The sequence below is a fragment of the Bacillus sp. BP-3 genome (assembly GCF_028401955.1).
Taxonomy (GTDB): domain Bacteria; phylum Bacillota; class Bacilli; order Bacillales; family Bacillaceae_G; genus Bacillus_A.
The window spans coordinates 298,830-321,033 of record NZ_JAQOTJ010000005.1 but is presented as its reverse complement, the minus strand read 5'-3'; the positions used below and the strand labels follow the sequence as shown (position 1 = coordinate 321,033).

Sequence of the window (22,204 nt, the reverse complement as noted above, 5' to 3'; positions counted from 1 at the left end):
AGCCGGCTTAGCTCAATTGGTAGAGCAACTGACTTGTAATCAGTAGGTTGGGGGTTCAAGTCCTCTAGCCGGCACCATTTCAAGATGAGCCATTAGCTCAGTTGGTAGAGCATCTGACTTTTAATCAGAGGGTCGAAGGTTCGAGTCCTTCATGGCTCACCATTTTTATGCGGGTGTAGTTTAGTGGTAAAACAAGAGCCTTCCAAGCTCTGGTCGAGAGTTCGATTCTCTTCACCCGCTTTTTTTCTAGGGCCTATAGCTCAGCTGGTTAGAGCGCACGCCTGATAAGCGTGAGGTCGATGGTTCGAGTCCATTTAGGCCCACCATATTCCGCAGTAGCTCAGTGGTAGAGCTATCGGCTGTTAACCGATCGGTCGTAGGTTCGAGTCCTACCTGCGGAGCCATATAATATAGAGAAGTACCCAAGTGGCTCAAGGGGCTCCCCTGCTAAGGGAGTAGATCGCGTAAGCGGTGCGAGGGTTCGAATCCCTTCTTCTCTGCCAGAAATTGGCCCGTTGGTCAAGTGGTTAAGACACCGCCCTTTCACGGCGGTAACACGGGTTCGAATCCCGTACGGGTCATATTAAAAAAGATAGCAGATTCTGCTATCTTTTTTTGCATTTTAGAGATTTTTTTTCGTATTTAAGAAAGACTAATAATATGGCGAACAAAAGTGAGAATCTTTGGCATAGTTATTAAAGAAGCAACTTTTGATTTGCAGAAATGAAATGGAGCCATAAAGGCTGCTGAGGACTACTGCAAATTATAAAGAGAAAAGGATATTCTAACTTTTCTTTGTATTCGATGGTTTTATATTTTATTAAAAATAAGTTTAATATTATATATTTTACTTTTCACAATCTAAAGAAAACGCTACCATTGAAGTTGATTCCATGCTTGGTATTATAACTTTCTCCTATCTGTGAAAAAGTTCACAAATAGGTCAAAAAACGTGAATATATTCACAAAGAAACGTGCTACAATATGTATGTAAGGAAGTTAAACAATATAAAATCAGTATTTTAATTTTTTACTTAAATGACAATGCTAATAATGATATTAGAAAATAGAGAGGGGATTTTACCATGAAAAAAGGTATCAACCGCGTAGTATTAGTAGGAACAGGAGCTGTAGGTTGCAGCTATGCATATTCTATGATTAACCAAGGTGTAGTTGAAGAGTTTGTTCTTGTTGATGTAAACGAAGCAAAAGCAGAAGGCGAAGCAATGGACTTAAGCCACGCTGTTCCATTCGCTCTAGCTCCAACAAAAGTTTGGAAAGGTAGCTATGCAGATTGTAAAGATGCAGATCTTGTTGTTATCACTGCTGGATTACCACAAAAGCCAGGTGAAACTCGCTTAGATTTAGTTGAGAAGAATACAAAAATCTTTAAACAAATCGTTCGCGGTATTATGGATAGCGGATTTGATGGGATCTTCTTAATCGCAACTAACCCAGTGGACATTTTAACTTATGTAACTTGGAAAGAATCTGGATTACCAAAAGAGCGCGTAATCGGTTCTGGTACAACTTTAGACTCTGCTCGCTTCCGTTATATGTTAGGTGAGTACTTAGATATAGACCCACGTAACGTGCATGCGTATATTATTGGTGAACATGGTGACACAGAGCTTCCTGTATGGAGCCATGCTTCTATCGGTGTACAAAAGATAGAAACAATCTTAGCGAACAATGAGCAGTACAAACAAAGTGACTTAGATGAAATCTTTGCAAATGTACGCGATGCTGCTTACCATATTATTCAACGTAAAGGTTCAACTTACTACGGTATCGGTATGTCACTATTACGTGTAACTAAAGCGATCTTAAACAACGAGAACAGCGTATTGACAGTATCTGCATATCTTGAAGGACAATACGGACAAAGAGATGTTTACGTAGGTGTTCCAGCAGTTATCAACCGTCAAGGTGTTCGAGAAGTTGTAGAGCTTGAATTAAATGCAGAAGAAGAATTGAAATTTGATCATTCTGTAAAAGTGCTAAAAGAAACTATGGCACCAGTGCTATAATCCAAATTGTATAAAATCCCTTTCCGGCCTCCCCTGTATTTCACCCCTTTGCCGGAAGGGGTTTTTTTATGTATTACTTTAATGGAAAGTAATAACAATATAGTGATAAATTCCTTATCTTATCCACTGAAAAAATTATTTTAAAATAAAACGCTTACAATGAATATTCGTCAAAATTCGATATTATTCGGTTAAATTTCATGAAATTATCATGGATTTCTATAAAAAAGCGAATATTTTTTAGAAATTCGCAAGGATATTTCAATTTACCGAAGAATAGTAATAACGTATTTAAAATTCTGTCATCTTGTGAGGTGAACATAGTGATTGAGACAAAGTGTAATGTGAAAGACATGTTATTGTTCCATGAAGAAAAGTTTTATGATAGCTACGATATTCTTGGTGCTCATTTGACGATGGAAAATGGAATGGAAGGCACACGTTTTTCCGTATGGGCACCTCATGCACAAGCTGTGAGTATTGTAGGAGATTTTAATGAGTGGAATAGCGAGATCCATGAAATGATACGAGTGACAGAGAAAGGGATTTGGTCTTTATTTATACCGAATATTCCTCAGCACGAATTATACAAGTATGCAATTCAAACACGAGAAGGGCATACGATTTTAAAAGCTGATCCGTATGCAATGTGTGCTGAAGTTCGGCCAAATACGGCATCCGTTGTTTATGATATAAAAGGATATAAATGGGAAGATCAGAAATGGTTTCAAAAAAAGAAACGAAAGCCAATCTATAATGAACCATTAGCCATTTATGAGCTTCACTTTGGTTCTTGGAAAAAGAAAGAAGATGGGTCTTTTTATTCGTATAGAGAAATGGCAGATGAGCTTATTCCTTATGTAGCGGAGCATCAATTTACTCATGTTGAAATTATGCCGCTCGTTGAACACCCATATGATCGTTCTTGGGGATATCAAGGAACGGGGTATTATGCACCGACAAGTAGATACGGAACACCACAAGATTTTATGTATTTTGTCGATGAATGTCACAAATATGGGATCGGTGTCATTTTAGATTGGGTACCAGGCCATTTTTGTAAAGACGCTCATGGGCTTTATTTGTTTGATGGAGAGCCGACGTATGAATATAAAGATCTTGATGTGCAAGAAAATCGTGTATGGGGAACGGTGAATTTTGATTTAGGAAAACAAGAAGTGCAAAATTTTCTTATTTCAAATGCGCTGTTTTGGATGAAGTTTTATCATATTGACGGTTTTCGTGTGGATGCGGTTGCGAACATGTTGTATTGGGAGCGAAATGGAGAACAGGAAAGCAACGAACATGCAGTAGCGTTCTTGCAAAAGTTAAATGAAGCTGTATTTGCAGAGGATCCAACTTTCTTAATGACTGCGGAAGATTCAACGGCATGGCCGCTCGTAACAGCCCCCACTTATGAAGGTGGACTTGGCTTTAATTATAAGTGGAATATGGGCTGGATGAATGACATTTTAAAATATATGGAATGTGCGCCGGAGTATCGGAAATATATTCATGACAAAGTAACATTTTCGCTGCTGTACGCGTATTCTGAGAATTTTATTTTACCTTTATCGCATGATGAGGTTGTACATGGGAAGAAGTCGCTGTTAAATAAAATGCCGGGTGATTATTGGTCCAAGTTTGCGCAGCTTCGTTTATTGTACGGCTATTTATTTACACATCCAGGGAAGAAACTGCTCTTTATGGGCGGTGAGTTTGGACAATTTGATGAATGGAAAGACCTTGAAAATTTAGATTGGAGTTTACATGATTTTGAAATGCATAATTGTATGCATGATTATTTCAAGGAGCTCATAGCATTGTATAAGCGCTCCAAGCCGCTTTGGCAGCTTGACCATACACCGAAAGGCTTTCAGTGGATTGATGCGGATAACCGTGAGCAAAGTGTTTTTTCGTTTATTCGCCAAGGTGAAAGAGAAGAGGATGTTCTCGTTGTCGTTTGCAACTTTACAAGCGCGGTGTACGAAAACTATAAAGTTGGCGTACCGGCATTCCGCTATTATAACGAAATTTTAAATAGCGATAGTTCTACATACGGCGGTTCGGGAAAAATGAATAAGAAGCGATTAAAGTCGATTATGGAACCTTATCATAATCAGCTTGCACATGTCGAAATGACAATACCACCATTTGGAATTTCAATTTTACGGCCAGTGAAAACACGAAAGGGGAGTAGTAAACAAGATGGTTCAAAAGCAGAAGTGCGTAGCAATGTTATTAGCAGGGGGAAAAGGTAGTCGTCTAAGTGCATTAACAAAAAATCTAGCTAAGCCAGCTGTTCCATTTGGGGGGAAATATCGCATTATTGATTTTACTTTAAGTAACTGTGCAAATTCTGGTATCGAAACAGTCGGGATTTTAACACAATACCAGCCGTTAGAGTTGCATAGTTATATCGGCATTGGAGATGCATGGGATTTAGACCGTGTAAATGGAGGAGTTACTGTACTTCCTCCTTATGCGGAGTCTTCAGGTGTGAAATGGTATACAGGAACGGCAAGTGCCATTTATCAAAATTTAAACTATTTAAAGCAGTATGAACCAGAACATGTTCTCATTTTGTCCGGAGATCATATTTATAAGATGGACTATGCCAAAATGCTCGATTATCACGTGGAACGAGAAGCTGATGTCTCTATTTCTGTTATTGAAGTACCTTGGGATGAAGCGAGCCGCTTTGGCATTATGAATACGAATGAAGAGATGGAGATTATTGAATTTGAAGAAAAGCCGCAATTTCCAAAAAGCAACCTAGCTTCAATGGGAATTTATATTTTTAATTGGGCTATCTTAAAAGAGTATTTAGAAATGGATGCAAGAAATCCAGAATCTAGTAATGACTTTGGGAAAGATGTGATTCCACTTTTACTAGATGAAGGTAAAAAGCTTGTTGCGTACCCATTTAGTGGGTATTGGAAAGATGTTGGAACAGTGAAGAGCTTATGGGAGGCAAATATGGATCTACTTCAGGAAGATTCATCGCTTAATTTATATGATCTTGATTGGAGAATTTGTTCTGTAAATCCGAATCAGCCGCCGCAATATATTGCACCATCAGCAGAAGTGGAAGAATCGTTAATTAATGAAGGTTGTGTTGTTGAAGGGAATGTGCAGCATTCTGTATTGTTTCAAGGGGTAATTATAGAGGAAGGAAGCAGAATTGTCGATTCAGTTATTATGCCAGATGCTAAGGTTGGAAAGAATGTCGTGATTGAGCGTGCTATTGTTGCGCCAGGGATGGTAATTGAAGATGGAACAATTATTCGTCCAGAAAAAAATATAGAAGACGTTGTGTTAATTGCAGAGGAAATATAAAGTGAGACGTTTGTTATACAAGTAAAAAAGACTGAATACCCCCCTTTCTTTTTAGGTGGGCAAGAGCATCTAGCCATGCATAGAAGTGGTTATTGGAAACAATGTAATTTTGTATGGACGATTATTTTACTTTCTGTTAGAGCGTGACGAAAAGGGGATGAGATGAGTGAGAGAATCAATGTTAGGAATTATTAATGCGACAGAGAATTTCCCATCACTACAGCAAGTAACAAATCATCGATCGTTGGCGGTATTGCCGTTTGGCGGACGTTACCGTTTAATAGATTTTATGCTTTCTAATATGGTAAATTCTCATATTCATAGTGTAGCTATTTTCACAAGTCATAAAAATCGTTCGCTCATGGATCATCTCGGTTCAGGGAAACAGTGGGATTTAGATCGGAAACGCGACGGCTTATTTTTATTTCCTCCAAATCGCCAATGTGATCAAGATGAGTTTGGCTCATTTGCTCATTTTAGCAGACATATTGACTACTTTTTGCGTAGTAAGCAAGAATATGTTGTTATTACAAATAGTCATGTTGTAACAGCGCTTGATTTCCAAGCTGTATTAGAGCGTCATTTACATACAAACGCACATATAACGGAAGTATGTCATCGTGGGAAGTCGCTTCAGACGTATGTACTAAAGAAGGAGTTATTATTACATTTGTTTGAGACGTATCAAGATATGGGCTATTATAGCTTACTTGATATTGTTAAAGAAAAACGAGACACTTCGTTACGCATGGAAAGTTATGAACATACTGGTTATGTGGCGGTTATAGATTCAATTGAAAGTTACTATAAGCATAGTTTAGAAATATTGCAGCCGCACATTTGGAAGCAAATCTTTCAGAAAGAAGCACCAATTTTTACGAAAGTAAAGGATGAGCCGCCAACAAGGTACGGAAAAGAGGCAAGGGTACATAATGCGATGATTGCTAACGGCAGCATTATTGAAGGGGAAGTGGAAAATAGCGTTGTCTTTCGTTCCGTAAAGATTGGAAAAGGTTCTATCGTTCGTAATAGTATTATTATGCAAAAGAGCCAAATTGGAGAGAATTGTATACTAGATGGTGTAATCCTTGATAAGGATGTAAAGATTGAAGATGGAACAATATTAACAGGTTCAAGTGATCCATTTGTTGTAGAGAAAGGAAAGATTCAAAGCAGTAATGTAACAATACAGTAAGATCAGAATTGAGAGGAGGAATCTGCATGCTAGGCATAGGTAAATGTTTTACCTATGCCTAGCTATTGCGGAGAGACAATTACAGTGAATATCTTATTTGCAGTATCAGAGTGCGTACCATTTATTAAATCGGGTGGATTAGCGGATGTAGCTGGAGCACTCCCAAAGGCGTTACAAAAACTTGGGATGAACGTGCGCGTTATGCTTCCATATTATAGTTTAATTCCGGAGCATATAAGAAACAAATGTGTGCTTCATAAAGTGATTACGGTTCAGCTTGGCTGGCGTAATCAATATTGTGGTATTTTGAAATTGGAACAGGAAGGAATTACGTATTACTTTATCGACAATGAGTATTATTTTAAACGTGATTCCATATATGGTCATTATGATGATGGCGAACGTTTTTCATTTTTCTCAAAGGCCGTATTAGAGTGTATTCCGCATTTAGACTTTGAAGTGGATGTTCTGCATTGCCACGATTGGCATACAGCGATGACAAACTTTTTACTGCGGGAAAAATATCGTGAACAACCATTATACGAAAAGATAAAGACGGTTTTTACGATTCATAATTTGCAGTTTCAAGGTGTGTTCCCGCGCATTGTTATGCATGACTTATTAGAGCTTGGTGATGAGTATTTTCATAGTGAACAACTTGAGTTTTACGGAAACATTAACTTTATGAAAGGCGGAATTATTGCCTCTGATATTATTACAGCAGTAAGTCCGACATATAAAGAAGAAATTCAATATTTGTTTTTCGGAGAGAAATTAGATGGTTTATTGCGTAGATATAACGATAAACTTGTTGGGATTGTAAATGGAATTGATGATGTTTTGTACAACCCAGAGAATGATGAAACGATAGCAGCAATGTATGATGCAAATTCACTCTATAAAAAAAGAGAGAATAAACGTGCTCTGCAGCGTTATTTTGGATTACCAGAAAAAGAAAATGCACCAATTATTGCAATGGTTACACGTTTAACGAAGCAAAAAGGATTAGATTTAGTGGGTCATGTTTTTCATGAAATCATGCGAGAAGATGTGCAATTTATTGTACTTGGATCGGGCGATAAAGAATATGAACAGTTTTTTGAACAAATGGCATATGAATACCCAGATAAAGTGAAAGTATATATTGGGTTTCATGAGGAACTGGCACATCAAGTATATGCTGGGGCTGATTTATTTTTAATGCCATCTTTATTTGAACCATGTGGTCTTGGACAGCTCATTGCTCTTATGTACGGAGCAATTCCAATTGTACGGGAAACAGGCGGTTTAAACGATACGGTTCAATCGTATAATGAAGCTACAAATGAAGGGAATGGTTTTAGTTTTACGAACTTTAATGCGCACGATATGCTGCATACAGTGCGGCGTGCCCTGCATTATTATCACGACAAAAAGGTATGGCAGTCTCTTATGAAACGCGCGATGACGGAGGATTATAGCTGGAAGCAGTCTGCCCAAAGATATAAAGAGCTATATGAAAGTTTGTCAGGTTCAAATGAAGAACCAGAAACGAATGAGGAAGATAATCAGAAGCAACCGTTTTTTTCTGTAAACAAGTAGGATAGAGCTAACCAGCAGTGGAAAAACCATTGCTGGAAGTTTCACTTTGGAAGAGGTGAGAAAGTTGTTCTCAAATACAGAGAATTTTAAAGCTGCGTTTTTAGAAAAGCTAGAAACAATGTATGGAAAAAGTTTTAAAGATTCGACTGTGCAAGATCAATATAATACGCTCGGTCATATGGTACGTGAATATATTAGTCAGCGCTGGATTGGGACGAATGAACGGTACCGGACAGATATTCAGAAGCAAATGTATTATTTATCTATTGAGTTTTTATTAGGGCGGTTGTTAGGAAGTAATATATTAAATTTGGGAATCCGCGATGTATGTGAACGAGGATTAGAAGAACTTGGGATTTATTTGCAAGATCTCGAGGAAATGGAAGCGGATGCTGGCCTCGGAAATGGCGGCCTCGGTCGTTTAGCTGCTTGTTTTCTTGATTCGCTTGCTTCGTTAAATTTACCAGGACACGGGTGCGGGATTCGTTATAAGCACGGTTTGTTTGATCAAAAAATTGTGGATGGTTATCAAATTGAGCTGCCGGAGCAGTGGCTGCGGCACGGGAATGTTTGGGAAGTGCGAAGACATGACCAGGCGGTGGAAGTTAATTTTTGGGGACAAGTTGATACATTTCAGTCTGGTGGGCGTCTTGAGTTTCGGCATATTAATGCGGAAACGATTATGGCTGTACCGTATGATGTACCTGTTGTCGGGTATGAGACAAGTACTGTCAATACACTGCGCCTTTGGAGTGCAGAGCCTGTTCCCTTTCCGCCGAACTGCAAGGATGTATTGAAATATAAACGGGAAACAGAAGCAGTCTCGGAGTTCTTATATCCAGATGATACGCATGATGAAGGGAAAATACTTCGTTTGAAACAGCAGTATTTTCTTGTATCAGCTAGCTTACAAAATATTGTGCGGTTGCACCGGGAACAAAATGGCACGCTTCGTAATCTGCATGAGAAAATTGCTATTCATATTAACGATACGCATCCAGTTTTAGCAATTCCAGAATTAATGCGCATTTTGCTTGATGAGGAAAAGATGAGCTGGGAAGATGCGTGGTACGTTACAACACATACGATTTCTTATACAAACCATACAACCTTATCAGAAGCGTTAGAAAAATGGCCGATTCATATTTTCGAACCGTTATTACCACGCATTTATATGATTGTCCAAGAAATTAATGAGCGCTTTTGTCATGAGTTATGGGACTGCTATTCGTATGATTGGAATCGCATCGAAAACATGGCGATTATCGCTCATGGGCTTGTGAAAATGGCGCATTTGGCGATTGTGGGGAGTCATAGTGTAAATGGCGTTGCGAAAATTCATACGGAAATATTAAAGCAGCGAGAAATGCGATTGTTTTATGAGTTTTATCCAGAGAAGTTTAACAATAAGACAAATGGAATTACTCATCGGCGCTGGTTATTAAAGGCAAATCCGCAGCTATCGAAATTAATTTGTGACACGATTGGAACGGATTGGATGAAAGAACCGGATCAGCTGCAGTCTTTAGGATACTATAAGTACGATGCAGCGTTCCAGGAGTCACTTCATAATGTAAAACAAGTGCGAAAAGAATTGTTAATGAAACGCATTGAAAAACAAACTGGTATTGTTGTCGATCCATATTCCATTTTTGACGTACAAGTAAAACGTCTGCACGCTTATAAGCGGCAGTTGTTAAATGTACTGCATATTTTATATTTGTACAATCGGTTAAAAGAAGACGCTAGTTTTTCTTTTTATCCGCGTACATTTATTTTTGGGGCAAAGGCATCGCCAGGGTATTATTATGCGAAAAAGATTATTAAACTTATAAATGAATTGGCGCGAAAAGTAAATGATGATCCGTATGTCAATCAATATATGAAAGTTATCTTTCTAGAAAACTATCGTGTTTCACTTGCTGAAGATATTTTTCCGGCCGCAGATGTGAGTGAACAAATTTCAACTGCAAGTAAAGAAGCATCGGGAACCGGAAATATGAAATTTATGATGAACGGCGCGGTGACACTAGGCACATTAGACGGTGCGAATGTTGAAATTAAAGAGGCTGTTGGAAATGATGCTATTTTTATTTTCGGTTTAACAGCCGAGGAAGTACTGCATTACTACCAAAATGGTGGATATCGTGCTAGCGATTATTATCATCATGATATGCGCATTCAAAAAGTTGTCAATCAGCTAACAAATGGCTTTTTTGAAGATGCAGGCGATGAGTTCGAAGCTATTTTTGATTCTTTTCTTATTCAAAATGACGAATATTTTGTTCTCAGAGATTTTGCACCATATGCAGATATACAAGAAAAAATTGGAGAAACATATGAAAACCGAAAAAAATGGTTGGAAATAAGTACGATGAACATTGCGAAATCTGGCCATTTTGCAAGTGATCGAACAATTTTGCAGTACAGTCATGATATTTGGAGAATCACAGAAGAGATGAGAGCCAGATAAAGTGAAACTTCCCTCAGTGACGCTTTTCTCACTGAGGGGTAGCCCGCCCAATCGGGCTTTTACGGGCAGTTATCTTCTCTGCTTTTCTCCAGCTTTACTGCCCGCGGATAGCGGGATAAAGACTCTTCGATGTTGTTCGGCAAAAAAACGACTTGGAAAATTCCAAGTCGTTTTACTTTACCACAGAAATAGAATAGAACGCTGTATATAATATACCGTGTCCATCGTAAATAAGTATAAAAGATTGCTACAATTCTTCCAACGCATCCCTTTGAAAATGGGTCGAAATTGCCATTTTATATGTTGTAATGTGATGATTTTTTATAAAAGAATGCATATTTTTGGTAAATGTCATACTGCGATGGGTATGGGAATATTCCCATTCATTTTGTTCAAATTGCACTTTACGGGGAGGAAGCAGTGGAACGACATCAAATAAATTTACGAAACGAAAGCTATTGGCAACTTGCATTTTATAATAATTTCGAAAGGCGATATCACCGACTTTGGGAGAGCCGAAATTGTAGAGCGTGTAATGAGGGAATGAAGTGTTTACACGTGCATCTAGTATATGCAATGTAGCAAGGGCTCCGCCTAAACTATGTCCCGTAACGAAAAGAGCTTTCGAGGAAGGTAAGGAAACAAGGGTATCCATAATTGTATCTCGGCATGATTCATAAATAGAAAGAAAACCACTATGAACATTTCCGCTATTTGCAGTAAAGGGATACGGTTTTTGTTGAACGATAGAATCAGCAATCCAATCACGGTCTGACTGTGTTCCGCGAAAGGCTACAATAATTTGGTCATCTGACTCTAAAATGAATCCGAACCATGCTGTTGTTTGAATAGCGGTTGCTTGAAAGCCATGTACATACCGGAAGCCTTTCGGAATAGTAAAAATGCCATTTTGGTTATATTGCTCATATGTTAATTCACAGCATGTAGCTAACAATACAGCGGTATCCTTATGAAAGGATACGGAAGTTGGCATAGAAAAATCCTCCTCATGATGAAGTATAATTCAATATATGAGGAGGATATATGTTTCATTCTTTTACAAGATCATTCGCTTCCATCAATCATGCGGCCAATCCCGCCAAGAATGCTACCTTCACCAGAAGTTTTTGCTCCTGGCCCCACGATGCGCTGTGCTAAGCGGCTTAATGTTAAGGATTGAACCCAAACTGTTCCAGGGCCTTGTAATGTTGCGAAGAATAGACCTTCGCCGCCAAAGATAGCGCTTTTCACATTCCCAACAAATTGAATATCATAGTCAACATCTTTTGTCATAGCAACAAGGCACCCTGTATCAATTCGTAATTTTTCTCCTGGCTTTAAATCACGTTGATAAACGGTTCCGCCAGCATGCATGAACGCAAGGCCGTCACCTTCAAGCTTTTGCATAATAAATCCTTCACCGCCGAAGAAGCCGCTACCAAGTTTTTTTGTAAATTCAATGCCGATAGAAACACCTTTTGCAGCGCATAGGAAAGAATCTTTTTGACAGATTATTTTTCCTTGATATCTCGTTAAGTCCACAGGAACAATTTTTCCAGGGTACGGAGCTGCAAATGAGACGTGACGTTTTTCATATCCTGTATTTGTAAATACAGTCATAAACATACTTTCACCTGTCACAAGGCGCTTTCCAGCCCCAACAAGCTTACCGAAAAATCCACCTGTTTGGGCAGAACCGTCACCAAATACGGTTTCCATTTCAATATTGTCTTCCATCATCATCATAGCGCCGGCTTCAGCGACTACGCTCTCCTCTGGATCTAATTCAATTTCAACAAATTGCATATCATCGCCATATAATTTGTATTCGATTTCATGTGCTTTCATCGTTTCACCTCAAATAATAAATATGTATTAATACATCTATATTGTACCGAAATATTTCCAAATATAAAATACAAGTTTTGTAAAATTTTAAGCGAGATATCCCTGTTTTGTTTGACGTTTTATTTCGGGCATGATATAGTAAAAGAACTATTGAGCTGCATAATGTGGTACGGAAATAAAGCGTGTTCGTTTCAAAGCGTTAGCTTGTGAGAAAATCATGATGTTTATCTCGACCTTTGTATGTAGTTTCCAATAGATAGATTTCTTTTTTATTTTAGGAGGTACATGCAATGCAAACAGGAAAAGTAAAATGGTTTAACGGCGAAAAAGGTTTCGGTTTCATCGAAGTTGAAGGTGGCGAAGATGTATTCGTACATTTCTCTGCAATTCAAGGCGAAGGCTTCAAAACTTTAGAAGAAGGTCAAGAAGTTTCTTTCGAAATCGTTGAAGGTAACCGTGGACCTCAAGCTGCTAACGTTACTAAAAAGTAATGACAGCAAAAAGAAACATTCCTTATTCGGGAATGTTTCTTTTTTTATCCCGCTCTAACGGGCAGTAAAAGGTAGGAAAGAAGCGGGAAGGGCAATCCGATGCAAGTTTTACTTTATGGTTTTGAACTGGACTCGTCTGGGGAAAGCTCGCTTCTAAAGGTTCTTGCTTCGTGGTCATCTAGCATTTGTTCATATTCTTCATGTTCTTCTGTAGCGTATACTTGTACGTTTTTTCCGTATATATCTGTTCCGATAAAGTTTTCAAAATCCTCAACATATCCGCGGGGCTCTTCGGCATCTACATACATTTCATTGAAATTTTTAGAGTCACGGCGCTCTAAATCAGCAGGTGTTTCTGACGTTCCATATAAAGCAACGTCTTGCCAAGCATCTTCAGCATCATATCCAACAGCACTATCCATATCATATTTACCAAAAGGTGGTTCAATAAGCTCTTCCTCAATTGGACGTGCGCCTAAGATTAATTTATTATGTGTGTGTTCGATACAAGTCGTTGCAGTTGGCATTGCTTCTAAACGTTCAAGCGGAATCGGTTCGCCTGATACTTCACAGATCCCATATGTTCCAGCTTCTATTTTTTCTAAGGCATGTTTTACATCTGTAAGTTGTTTATGCCAAAATTCTACTAATCCTAAGTCTTTTTCTCGTTCATACAATTCTGTTCCCATATCCCCTGGATGATTATCATATGCGGAGAGTTCTCCAACTGCATCGCGTTCAGAAGCTTGTCCCAGGTGTTCATGGTTTTGCAGCGTTTGTTCCAGCTCTTCCTTTTGCTTTTGTAGTACAGATTGAAAATGATCCATTTGTTGTGGAGTTAGCATAAAATCCACCTTCCTACAATTCGGTTTCTTTAAGTAGTATGAGCTCAATTGCAGGAATTATTACGTTAATATAACGGCGCTTTTGTACAATATAAAGCCCCTTCGACAACAAATGGCATGAGTGTACAATGAAAAAAACGCAAGTGCCTCCACACTTGCGCTTTTCTCATAGGAAATATCCAAGTAATAATCCAATTCCCATTAAAAATCCAAAAATTGTATTCGTTTTTGCTGTGGCAATCATTGCGGGTGCCATCTCCATTGGAATGCTCTTTCCAATAAAACCTTTTGCTGCTTTAAGTGCCTTTGGAACGCTTAAAAAGACTACAAGCATCCACGGTGAGGCAATCCCAACAAGAATAAGGGCAATCGTCCATATATAAGAAATGATAAACATAGATGCTAATACGCCGATTGCATTGTTCCGTCCAACTAAAATAGCTAATGTTTTTCGACCGTTTTCTTTGTCGCCATCTAAATCGCGAATATTATTCGCAAGTAGAATGGCACCGATTAAAATTGCATTTGGAATGGACAGTAATACAATTTCTGATGTTACGATTCCGGTTTGAATAAAGAATGAAATTCCAATAATAATAACACCCATAAATAACCCTGCTGTTAATTCGCCAAAAGGTGTATAGGCAATTGGAAGTGGGCCGCCAGTATATAAATAGGCAACAGCCATACAGATAAGACCAATCGCTGCGAGCCACCAACTGGAGTTCATGCAAATGTAAACTCCTAATAAAATTGCAATGCCAAAGAATCCGAACGCTAAGTTCAATACTGTTTTCGGCTGAATGCCATCGCGAACGATTGCGCCGCCAATCCCAACAGATCCTTCATGGTCGAGTCCTCTTTTGTAATCAAAGTATTCATTAAACATGTTTGTTGCTGCTTGTATGAGAAGGCAAGCAAGAAGCATGATAAGAAAAAGAGGTACATTTATTTTGTTAATACCTTCAACTTGCATCGCATAAGTTGTTCCAATAAAAACAGGCACAAAGGCTGCCGTTAATGTATGAGGACGTAATAAGCTCCACCAAATGCGCCAGCCTGTTTGTTTACTTGGCTGCATGGGAGAGGGATTTGTCTCAACTTTTGCTTCCATATGGAATCCTCCTATCTGTTTGTTATACAAAGTAAAAATGAGTTATTATTACCTATTAGAGCGGGAAACATACACAAAAAGTACACAATTAAGTGTAGGAAAAGCCTCATAGAGTGTCAACGTTTATTTTCTAGGAATGTGCTCGGATTTTCTCAGAAATGCTAAACATTGACACACCTTTCATTTGAGGTGTATCTTAAAATCAAGCGTATTTATGACTATTTTTCGCCCATAGGGGGGAGATTCTGTGATTCAAACGAAACAATATAATGTCAAAGATGTGATTCTGACTGCAATTCAGCGCGCAGCTGAAGGGCAAGTACTCGTTAGTTTTGTAAAGCAAGTGGAATGGATCGATCCACTCCTTTTTTATGCAGCAGGAACACAATTTGGATATAGAGATAGATGTTACTTTGCAGACCCAGCGCAGCATGTTATCTTTGCTGGAGTAGGCTCTGCTTTTACTATAGCAAATTCTTCTGAAAAGCGCTTTCAAAACGCTCGTAAAGAGTGGGCTGAGGTGAGAGAAGAAGCGGTCATTCACCGCACTGCTTATGAATTTGGAACAGGACCGCTTTTGTTTGGTGGTTTTTCTTTCGATCCGCGAAAAGAAAGAACAGATCTATGGAAGACGTTTGAAGATGCAATGCTGCAATTACCAGCCTTTTTATTAACGGTAAAGAATGAAAAAGCTTGGTTAACAGTAAACCGTTTCGTATCTGGAAATGATTGTGCGGAAAAGATTTATGAGGAATTGCAAAATGCCGAGGAGCAATTGTTACAGCAAGGCAAGCATTCCTTCGCAGAAGAAAAGGTAGCCATTCTTTCAAAAGTAGAGGTAGAACCGGAGAAATGGTTGCAAACAATTGAACAGGTGCAGGAAGAAATGAAGCGAGGAGCTGTGCAAAAAGTTGTGTTAGCTCGTGAAATGCAACTTGTTATGGATAAAGATGTGGATTCGACTTCTGTTTTGGCAGCACTTCGCATGGGGCAACCGGATTGTTATGTATTTGCGTTTGATTATAAAGGAACGTGCTTCTTAGGAGCAACGCCAGAGAGGCTTCTTCGTAAAGAGGGAGAAATATATACATCTATGTGTCTTGCCGGTTCGATTGGACGAGGTGCTTCAGAAGAGGAAACGAAAGAGAATGGATATGAACTTTTGCATGATAAGAAAAATTTAGCAGAGCATGGTTATGTAGTAAACATGATTCGCAATGTGTTAACGAAGCATTGTGAAACAGTTGATATTCCATATGAACCGAGTTTATTGAAAACGAAAAATTTACTTCATTTATATACATCAGTAGAGGCAAAGGGAAATGGTGATTTGTTATCGATTATTGAAGAACTTCATCCAACACCAGCTCTTGGAGGAACGCCGCGAGAAGAAGCATTAAAACTGATTCGTGAAGTAGAGCTATTAGATCGTGGTTTATACGGAGGGCCAATTGGCTGGATTGATGAGCAGGGGAACGGTGAATTTGCGGTAGCACTTCGCTGCGGGTTATTGTCTGGTAAACATGTTTCATTATTTTCCGGCTGCGGTATTGTCATCGATTCGAAGCTGCATTTAGAGTATGAAGAAACAAGATTGAAATTTAAGCCGATGCTTTCTGCTTTGGAGGGACTATCTAGATGAGCGATCATATAGAAGCGTTATCGTATTACTTAGGCGCGTTTGTTGATGAATTGGCGCGCCTGCATGTAGAGGATGTCGTCATTAGCCCGGGTTCGCGGTCAACACCGCTTGCCTTATTAATGGCGCAGCATGAACAAATTCGCACATATTTACACGTAGATGAAAGATCAGCAGCCTTTTTTGCGCTTGGTATTGCCAAGGCAAAAAAACGCCCTGTTGCCTTGTTATGTACGTCAGGAACAGCGGCAGCAAACTATTATCCTGCTGTATGCGAAGCATTTCATTCGCGGGTGCCACTTCTCGTATTGACAGCAGATCGTCCACATGAATTGCGAGATATTGGTGCACCGCAAGCGATGAATCAATTTCATTTGTTCGGTTCGTTTGTGAAACAATTTATAGAAATGGCACTACCAGAAGCAGCAGAATCAATGTATCGGTATGCACGGATGACAGCCGGGCGAGCAGTAGCTGGGGCGCTGCAAACACCAAAAGGGCCTATTCATCTAAACTTTCCGCTTCGTGAACCGTTAATTCCCGACTTTTCTTTAAGGGAATTATGGGAAAAAGGCTGCGGGGAATATGCCGCAACTGTTCATCAAGGGAAAATAGCAATAACGGATGAATATGCAGCATCTTTACGAGAGCGCCTTTCGCATATGGAAAAGGGGCTTATTGTATGTGGAGATGATAGTCATCCCGATATTGCAGAAGCTGTCGTGGCTTTTTCAAAAGCATACGGTTATCCGATTCTTGCAGATCCGCTTTCTGGTCTTCGCAGTGGTCTTCATGATAAAGCGACCATTATTGATTGTTATGATACTTTTTTACGTAACGAACAACTTCGTGATAGCTGGAAGCCAACTGTGATTATTCGCTTCGGCGGTATGCCGGTTTCTAAAGCACTTACGCAATATTTGAAAAAGCAAACGGAAGCATTGCATATTGTCGTTGACGAATCTGGAAATTGGCGAGATCCGGTGCTTATGTCTACAGAAGTTGTGTATGCAAATGACACTACATTTTGTGAGCAACTTGTAAATGATGCGAAGCAGCAAAGTAAGCAAGAGTGGCTTCATATGTGGCAACATATGAATGCCGCAGTAAAAGAGAAACTTACGGAAATGAAATCGTATGAGCATGCATTTGAAGGAAAAGTAATTACAGAACTTGTAGATGTTTTGCCAGAATATGCAACTTTATTTGTAAGTAATAGTATGCCGATTCGCGATACAGATACATTTTTCTTTACAAACGAGAAGAACATTGAAGTAGTAGCCAATCGCGGTGTAAACGGTATTGACGGCATTGTTTCGACGGCGCTTGGCGTAAGTGTAGCTCGCACGCCGCTTGTATTAGTTGTAGGAGATTTATCGTTCTATCATGATTTAAACGGATTGTTAGCGGCAAAACTACATGATTTACATGCGACGATTGTTGTTGTAAACAATGATGGCGGCGGTATTTTCTCATTTTTACCACAGTATAAACAAAAAGAACATTTTGAAGCGCTATTTGGCACGCCGCTCGGACTTGATTATGAACATGTCGTGAAGATGTATAACGGTTCATTCCAACGTGTACATACGTGGGAGGCGTTTCGTCATGAAGTGGACAAAGGTACGAGAGAAGATGGCTTGCATGTTATTGAAATAAAAACAGACCGCGAAGAAAACTTGCAGCTTCACCGTGATATCATGGGAAGAGCAGCAACAGTTGTTTCAAGGGCACTGCAAGGTGAAGCGGAATGAAAGTGAACGTACACGGAGTTTCTTACGAATATGAAGTGATTGGAAGCGGCGAGCCTCTTCTTGTCCTTCATGGTTTTACTGGAAGTATGGAAACGTGGCGTTCGTTTGTTTCGGCGTGGAGCGAGCAGTTTCAGGTCATTTTAGTTGATCTAATCGGACATGGTAAAACAGAAAGTCCAAAGGAAGTCCAGCATTATCATATAAAAACAGTAGCTGCGCACCTCATTGCTGTGCTTGATCATTTGCAAATTGAGAAAGTGCATCTGTTAGGGTATTCTATGGGAGGGCGTCTTGCTCTTACACTTGCTTGTTTATATCCTAAGCGCATTTCGTCTCTTTTATTAGAAAACTGTACAGCAGGACTCACAGCAGAAGAAGAACGTAAAGAGCGCAGACAGAAGGATGAACAGCTTGCAGACAAGATTGAACGAGAAGGCGTTGCTGCTTTTGTTGAAAAGTGGGAAAATATTCCGCTCTTTGCTACGCAAAAAAAGCTGCCTCTCCATGTACAAGCTCGTTTACGTGAAGAAAGATTAGCGAATCATCCCAGGGGCCTTGCAAATAGTTTGCGGGGCATGGGAACAGGAGCGCAGCCATCTTGGTGGAATGAACTAGAGCACTTGCAAATGCCAGTCTTACTTATGAGTGGAGAATATGATGAAAAGTTCTTTCACATCTTAACAAAGATGAAAAAACAGATCCCTCATGCTGAATTTGTACAAATTATTGGATCGGGTCATGCAATTCATGTGGAACAACCGCAAAAGTTTGATACAATAGTAAGGGGCTTTTTACAAAACATAAAAGGAGGTAGAAATAAATGACGATTGAATGGGTAAAAGAAGGAAATTATGAAGATATTATTTATTCCACATACAATGGAATCGCAAAGATTTCGATTAATCGTCCTGAAGTACATAATGCATTCCGTCCAAAAACGGTAATGGAGTTAATCGATGCGTTTGCACATGCACGCGATGATCAAAATGTTGGTGTTATCATTTTAACAGGTGAAGGTGGCCGTGCATTCTGTTCTGGTGGTGACCAAAAAGTTCGCGGTCATGGGGGATACGTTGGCGACGATCAAATTCCACGTCTAAACGTATTAGATTTACAACGCTTAATTCGCGCAATTCCAAAACCAGTTATCGCAATGGTAGCAGGTTATGCAATCGGCGGCGGACATGTACTTCACATCGTATGTGATTTAACAATCGCAGCAGAGAACGCAGTATTTGGCCAAACAGGTCCAAAAGTAGGAAGCTTTGACGGTGGATACGGCGCTGGTTATTTAGCTCGTATGGTTGGTCATAAGAAAGCACGCGAAATTTGGTACCTATGCCGTCAATACAACGCACAAGAAGCGCTTGATATGGGCTTAATTAACACAGTTGTACCATTAGAACAACTAGAAGAAGAAACTGTGAAATGGGCAGAAGAAATTTTAGCAAACAGCCCAATGGCACTTCGCTTCTTAAAAGCTGCATTTAATGCAGACACAGACGGCCTTGCAGGTATTCAGCAACTAGCTGGCGATGCAACGCTACTATACTATACAACAGACGAAGCAAAAGAAGGCCGCGATGCGTTTAAAGAAAAACGCCGTCCGGACTTTGGACAATTCCCTCGTTTTCCGTGATTAAAAGCGGAAGCAGCTCGTTTAGAATGAGAGGGGGGGGGGAGCTCCTGACGCAGAGGTGTACTTTACCTCGCAGGAAGGCGCGAAGCCACCGAACATTCTAGCCGCTGTAGCTGGATAAGATAAAAGCGGAGCCGACTGTTGCTTAAGCTGAATAGTAAGGAAAATAAAAAGAGACTTAATGAGAATTCATTAAGTCTCTTTTTTGCATAGTAGCTACAGTTCTCAAAATTGTTTATTTTATCCGGGCGGTAAGCTCTACATTTCAAGCGCTCAATTTAGAAGTTTTGCTTTATTTCTTTATTTATATGTTAAAATGGAAAAAACAACAATATATGATAAAAATATACAAAAAAGTAAATATCTCTTCTCAATATTTTATGATTATTGTTATAATATAATCAACGAATTTCAAGAAATTGTAACTACTCAGTCCGTATTAAAAAACGCAAGACAAATAGGGATAATTGCTCCGAAGCGCTACCTCTAACCTTTGGTTGGAGAAAGATCTAATTCTCCCGTTTCAATCCATTCTTTAGTACATTGGAAAACTCCTGTAAGTTGACTAGCATTAACAGGAAATTCAGAAGATAAACTGCTAAATGAAAATATTAAACAGTTAAAACACTGGGATGACTGAGTAGTTACAAAAAGGCATCTAAGAGTTTTGATACAAATTAAATTTGTTACACTAGAGCGGGTAAATTAGATAATAAAATTATGTAACTATTTCAGTGTTTTAATAAAGTTAGAGTGTTTAAATAGTTACATAGAGTAACTATTTAAAACCTAGTGTTAACTGTATGTTAGACAAGAAGGGGGAATAAAAACTTATATGCGTAGTTTCATTTAATAAGGTTTGAAAGCGCCTTCGTCTTTATGAAACGTAAAAGTTTTTCCAATAAGTAAAAGGGGTTGTCGTATTGAAACAGAAGAAGTTATTGTCACTATTTGTAGTATTTCTTATCTCGTTAACCACGTTTATGCAACCAATGGTAACTTTAGGTGCTGGGAACGATAATGTAAATGGTTCTAAGATTAATCAAGAGTATGTAATTAAGAACCCAGATGGAACTCCCAAAGTAGAGTTCAAAAGAGGTGAACAAGTTACTTATAATATAAACGTAGCAACTAAAGGAGACCCTAATGCCGGTGTTGCTTTAGACTACAAAGTTAGATTAGAGTTACAGGATGCTAAGGCTTATCTTATTGAGATTCCAAAACATCAAGGTTATATTAGTGATGTGAAAGGTTTTGTAGAAAATGGTAAAAGGGTAGCGATTATTTCACTATCAAAAGTACCTAATGATACTAAATTAACGATTCCTGTCAAGTTTAATTTTCATGACGATGCACCTAACGGTCATACAGCAACCCTAAGTGCAACATTACAGTCAGACACAGGAGAAAATTTAGCTTTTGCTAATGATGTATCGTTTAAGGTTTTTATGCCTGTAACTCCTAAAGTAACAAAAGATGTTGAGGATAAAGACCATTTAGAAATTGCAAAAGGTAAAGAGTTTACTTACAATTTAAAAACAGTAGTATCAGAAAACTTAAAGGGATATGAGTCTTTAACTCTTTCTGATACACTAGATAACAAATTAACAATTGTAGGTACAAAAGTACTTGTTGAGGGAAAAGAATCAGAATTAAAAGCTAATGTTAATAAACAATTGGTAACATTAAAGTTAACTCGTGAGCAATTAGAAGTTATCAAAGGTAAAGAGATTAAACTTGTAGTTACATCCAAGATTAACGAAAACGCACCTATTGAAATGATAAGTAGCAAAGCAAATATTCAATTAAACGATAACCCTTCGGAAGATTCTAATGTTGTAACGGTAATGCCTACTAAAGAGGAATCAACTAAAGAGGAATCAACTAAAGAGGAACCAACTAAAGAGGAACCAACTAAAGAAGAACCAACTAAAGAGGAACCAACTAAAGAAGAACCAACTAAAGAAGAACCAACTAAAGAGGAACCAACTAAAGGGGAATCAACTAAAGGGGAATCAACTAAAGAGGAACCAGTTAAAGAAGAACCTAAGCAACCGCAAAAAGAAATTCCTAAGATGAATCAAACTAATAATTCAACAGTTACTCTAATTGGTACATTGTTAGTATTAGGAGCATTATTTTCATTCTTTATTGTAAGACGTAGGAAGAATTCTTAATATGGTAATAAAGAAACCTTCATGCATAAGTATGAAGGTTTCTTTATTACAGTTGAACCATATTTAGAACAGCAGATAT

General features: G+C 38.7%; 16 protein-coding genes and 7 tRNA genes. 19 read left to right on the top strand and 4 right to left on the bottom strand.

The annotated features are described in order from the left end of the window. The first annotated feature begins 1 nt into the window (after position 1). From PLX19_RS11485 to PLX19_RS11425, 13 genes are all read left to right on the top strand, one after another. A tRNA-Thr gene (locus PLX19_RS11485) sits at positions 2-77 on the top strand. A gap of 9 nt (positions 78-86) precedes the next feature. Further along, positions 87-162: transfer RNA gene (locus PLX19_RS11480), tRNA-Lys, on the top strand. Between the two features lie 7 nt (positions 163-169). Then, a tRNA-Gly gene (locus PLX19_RS11475) sits at positions 170-240 on the top strand. Between the two features lie 9 nt (positions 241-249). Then, positions 250-326, top strand: a tRNA-Ile gene (locus tag PLX19_RS11470). 3 nt (positions 327-329) lie between these two features. Beyond that, positions 330-404 (top strand) — tRNA-Asn (locus PLX19_RS11465). A gap of 8 nt (positions 405-412) precedes the next feature. Further along, positions 413-503, top strand: a tRNA-Ser gene (locus PLX19_RS11460). Between the two features lie 6 nt (positions 504-509). Next, a tRNA-Glu gene (locus PLX19_RS11455) sits at positions 510-581 on the top strand. Positions 582-1,085: 504 nt separating this feature from the next. Further along, entirely contained in the window at positions 1,086-2,030 is a 945-nt protein-coding gene (locus PLX19_RS11450) for an L-lactate dehydrogenase (protein ID WP_272188721.1), read from the top strand. A gap of 353 nt (positions 2,031-2,383) precedes the next feature. Then, positions 2,384-4,291 (top strand): 1,4-alpha-glucan branching protein GlgB, encoded by a 1,908-nt coding sequence (gene glgB, locus PLX19_RS11445; protein WP_272188734.1) that lies wholly within the window; start codon positions 2,384-2,386, stop codon positions 4,289-4,291. Next, positions 4,239-5,369 (top strand): glucose-1-phosphate adenylyltransferase, encoded by a 1,131-nt coding sequence (locus PLX19_RS11440; protein ID WP_272188720.1) that lies wholly within the window; start codon positions 4,239-4,241, stop codon positions 5,367-5,369. Before glgB ends, PLX19_RS11440 begins: the two co-directional genes overlap by 53 nt. A 166-nt stretch (positions 5,370-5,535) precedes the next feature. Beyond that, positions 5,536-6,564 carry a sugar phosphate nucleotidyltransferase gene (locus PLX19_RS11435; RefSeq protein WP_272188719.1) on the top strand — a complete coding sequence of 343 codons (1,029 nt, stop codon included), beginning with the start codon at positions 5,536-5,538 and terminating at the stop codon, positions 6,562-6,564. Positions 6,565-6,648: 84 nt separating this feature from the next. Continuing rightward, positions 6,649-8,145: a glycogen synthase GlgA gene (gene glgA, locus PLX19_RS11430; RefSeq protein ID WP_272188718.1), complete on the top strand. Its 1,497-nt coding sequence runs from the start codon at positions 6,649-6,651 to the stop codon at positions 8,143-8,145. A 64-nt stretch (positions 8,146-8,209) separates the two neighbouring features. Continuing rightward, on the top strand, positions 8,210-10,618 hold the full coding sequence (locus PLX19_RS11425) for a glycogen/starch/alpha-glucan phosphorylase (protein ID WP_272188733.1): 2,409 nt from the start codon (positions 8,210-8,212) through the stop codon (positions 10,616-10,618). 247 nt (positions 10,619-10,865) lie between these two features. On the opposite strand, the gene PLX19_RS11420 is transcribed toward PLX19_RS11425, so the two are convergent. Continuing rightward, a complete protein-coding gene (locus tag PLX19_RS11420) occupies positions 10,866-11,612 on the bottom strand; it encodes a lipase family protein (protein WP_272188717.1) in 747 nt (248 codons plus the stop codon). Between the two features lie 71 nt (positions 11,613-11,683). Next, entirely contained in the window at positions 11,684-12,466 is a 783-nt protein-coding gene (locus PLX19_RS11415; RefSeq protein ID WP_272188716.1) for a TIGR00266 family protein, read from the bottom strand. Positions 12,467-12,756: 290 nt separating this feature from the next. On the opposite strand from PLX19_RS11415, the gene cspD reads away from it, so the two are divergent. Next, positions 12,757-12,957, top strand: a complete 201-nt coding sequence (gene cspD, locus PLX19_RS11410) for a cold-shock protein CspD (RefSeq protein WP_035432508.1) — start codon at positions 12,757-12,759, stop codon at positions 12,955-12,957. Positions 12,958-13,070: 113 nt separating this feature from the next. Here cspD and PLX19_RS11405 read toward each other — a convergent pair whose 3' ends face one another. Continuing rightward, positions 13,071-13,802 carry a yteA family sporulation protein gene (locus tag PLX19_RS11405; RefSeq protein ID WP_272188714.1) on the bottom strand — a complete coding sequence of 244 codons (732 nt, stop codon included), beginning with the start codon at positions 13,800-13,802 and terminating at the stop codon, positions 13,071-13,073. 166 nt (positions 13,803-13,968) lie between these two features. Next, positions 13,969-14,916 carry a 1,4-dihydroxy-2-naphthoate polyprenyltransferase gene (locus PLX19_RS11400; protein ID WP_272188712.1) on the bottom strand — a complete coding sequence of 316 codons (948 nt, stop codon included), beginning with the start codon at positions 14,914-14,916 and terminating at the stop codon, positions 13,969-13,971. A 247-nt stretch (positions 14,917-15,163) separates the two neighbouring features. Between PLX19_RS11400 and PLX19_RS11395 the strand changes: the two genes are divergently transcribed. The 5 genes from PLX19_RS11395 (at position 15,164) to PLX19_RS11375 (ending at position 22,125) form a co-directional block, all read left to right on the top strand. Further along, positions 15,164-16,558, top strand: a complete 1,395-nt coding sequence (locus PLX19_RS11395) for an isochorismate synthase (protein WP_272188710.1) — start codon at positions 15,164-15,166, stop codon at positions 16,556-16,558. Next, positions 16,555-18,309: a 2-succinyl-5-enolpyruvyl-6-hydroxy-3-cyclohexene-1-carboxylic-acid synthase gene (gene menD / locus PLX19_RS11390; RefSeq protein ID WP_272188709.1), complete on the top strand. Its 1,755-nt coding sequence runs from the start codon at positions 16,555-16,557 to the stop codon at positions 18,307-18,309. The genes PLX19_RS11395 and menD overlap by 4 nt, the downstream gene beginning before the upstream one ends. Further along, on the top strand, positions 18,306-19,133 hold the full coding sequence (gene menH, locus PLX19_RS11385) for a 2-succinyl-6-hydroxy-2,4-cyclohexadiene-1-carboxylate synthase (RefSeq protein WP_272188707.1): 828 nt from the start codon (positions 18,306-18,308) through the stop codon (positions 19,131-19,133). Before menD ends, menH begins: the two co-directional genes overlap by 4 nt. Beyond that, complete coding sequence (gene menB, locus PLX19_RS11380) at positions 19,130-19,948, top strand: 1,4-dihydroxy-2-naphthoyl-CoA synthase (protein WP_090919266.1); 819 nt, start codon at positions 19,130-19,132, stop codon at positions 19,946-19,948. Before menH ends, menB begins: the two co-directional genes overlap by 4 nt. 983 nt (positions 19,949-20,931) lie before the next feature. Next, the gene (locus PLX19_RS11375; protein ID WP_272188705.1) at positions 20,932-22,125 is read left to right on the top strand and encodes an isopeptide-forming domain-containing fimbrial protein; all 1,194 of its coding nucleotides are present in this window, start codon (positions 20,932-20,934) and stop codon (positions 22,123-22,125) included. Positions 22,126-22,204 lie beyond the last annotated feature (79 nt).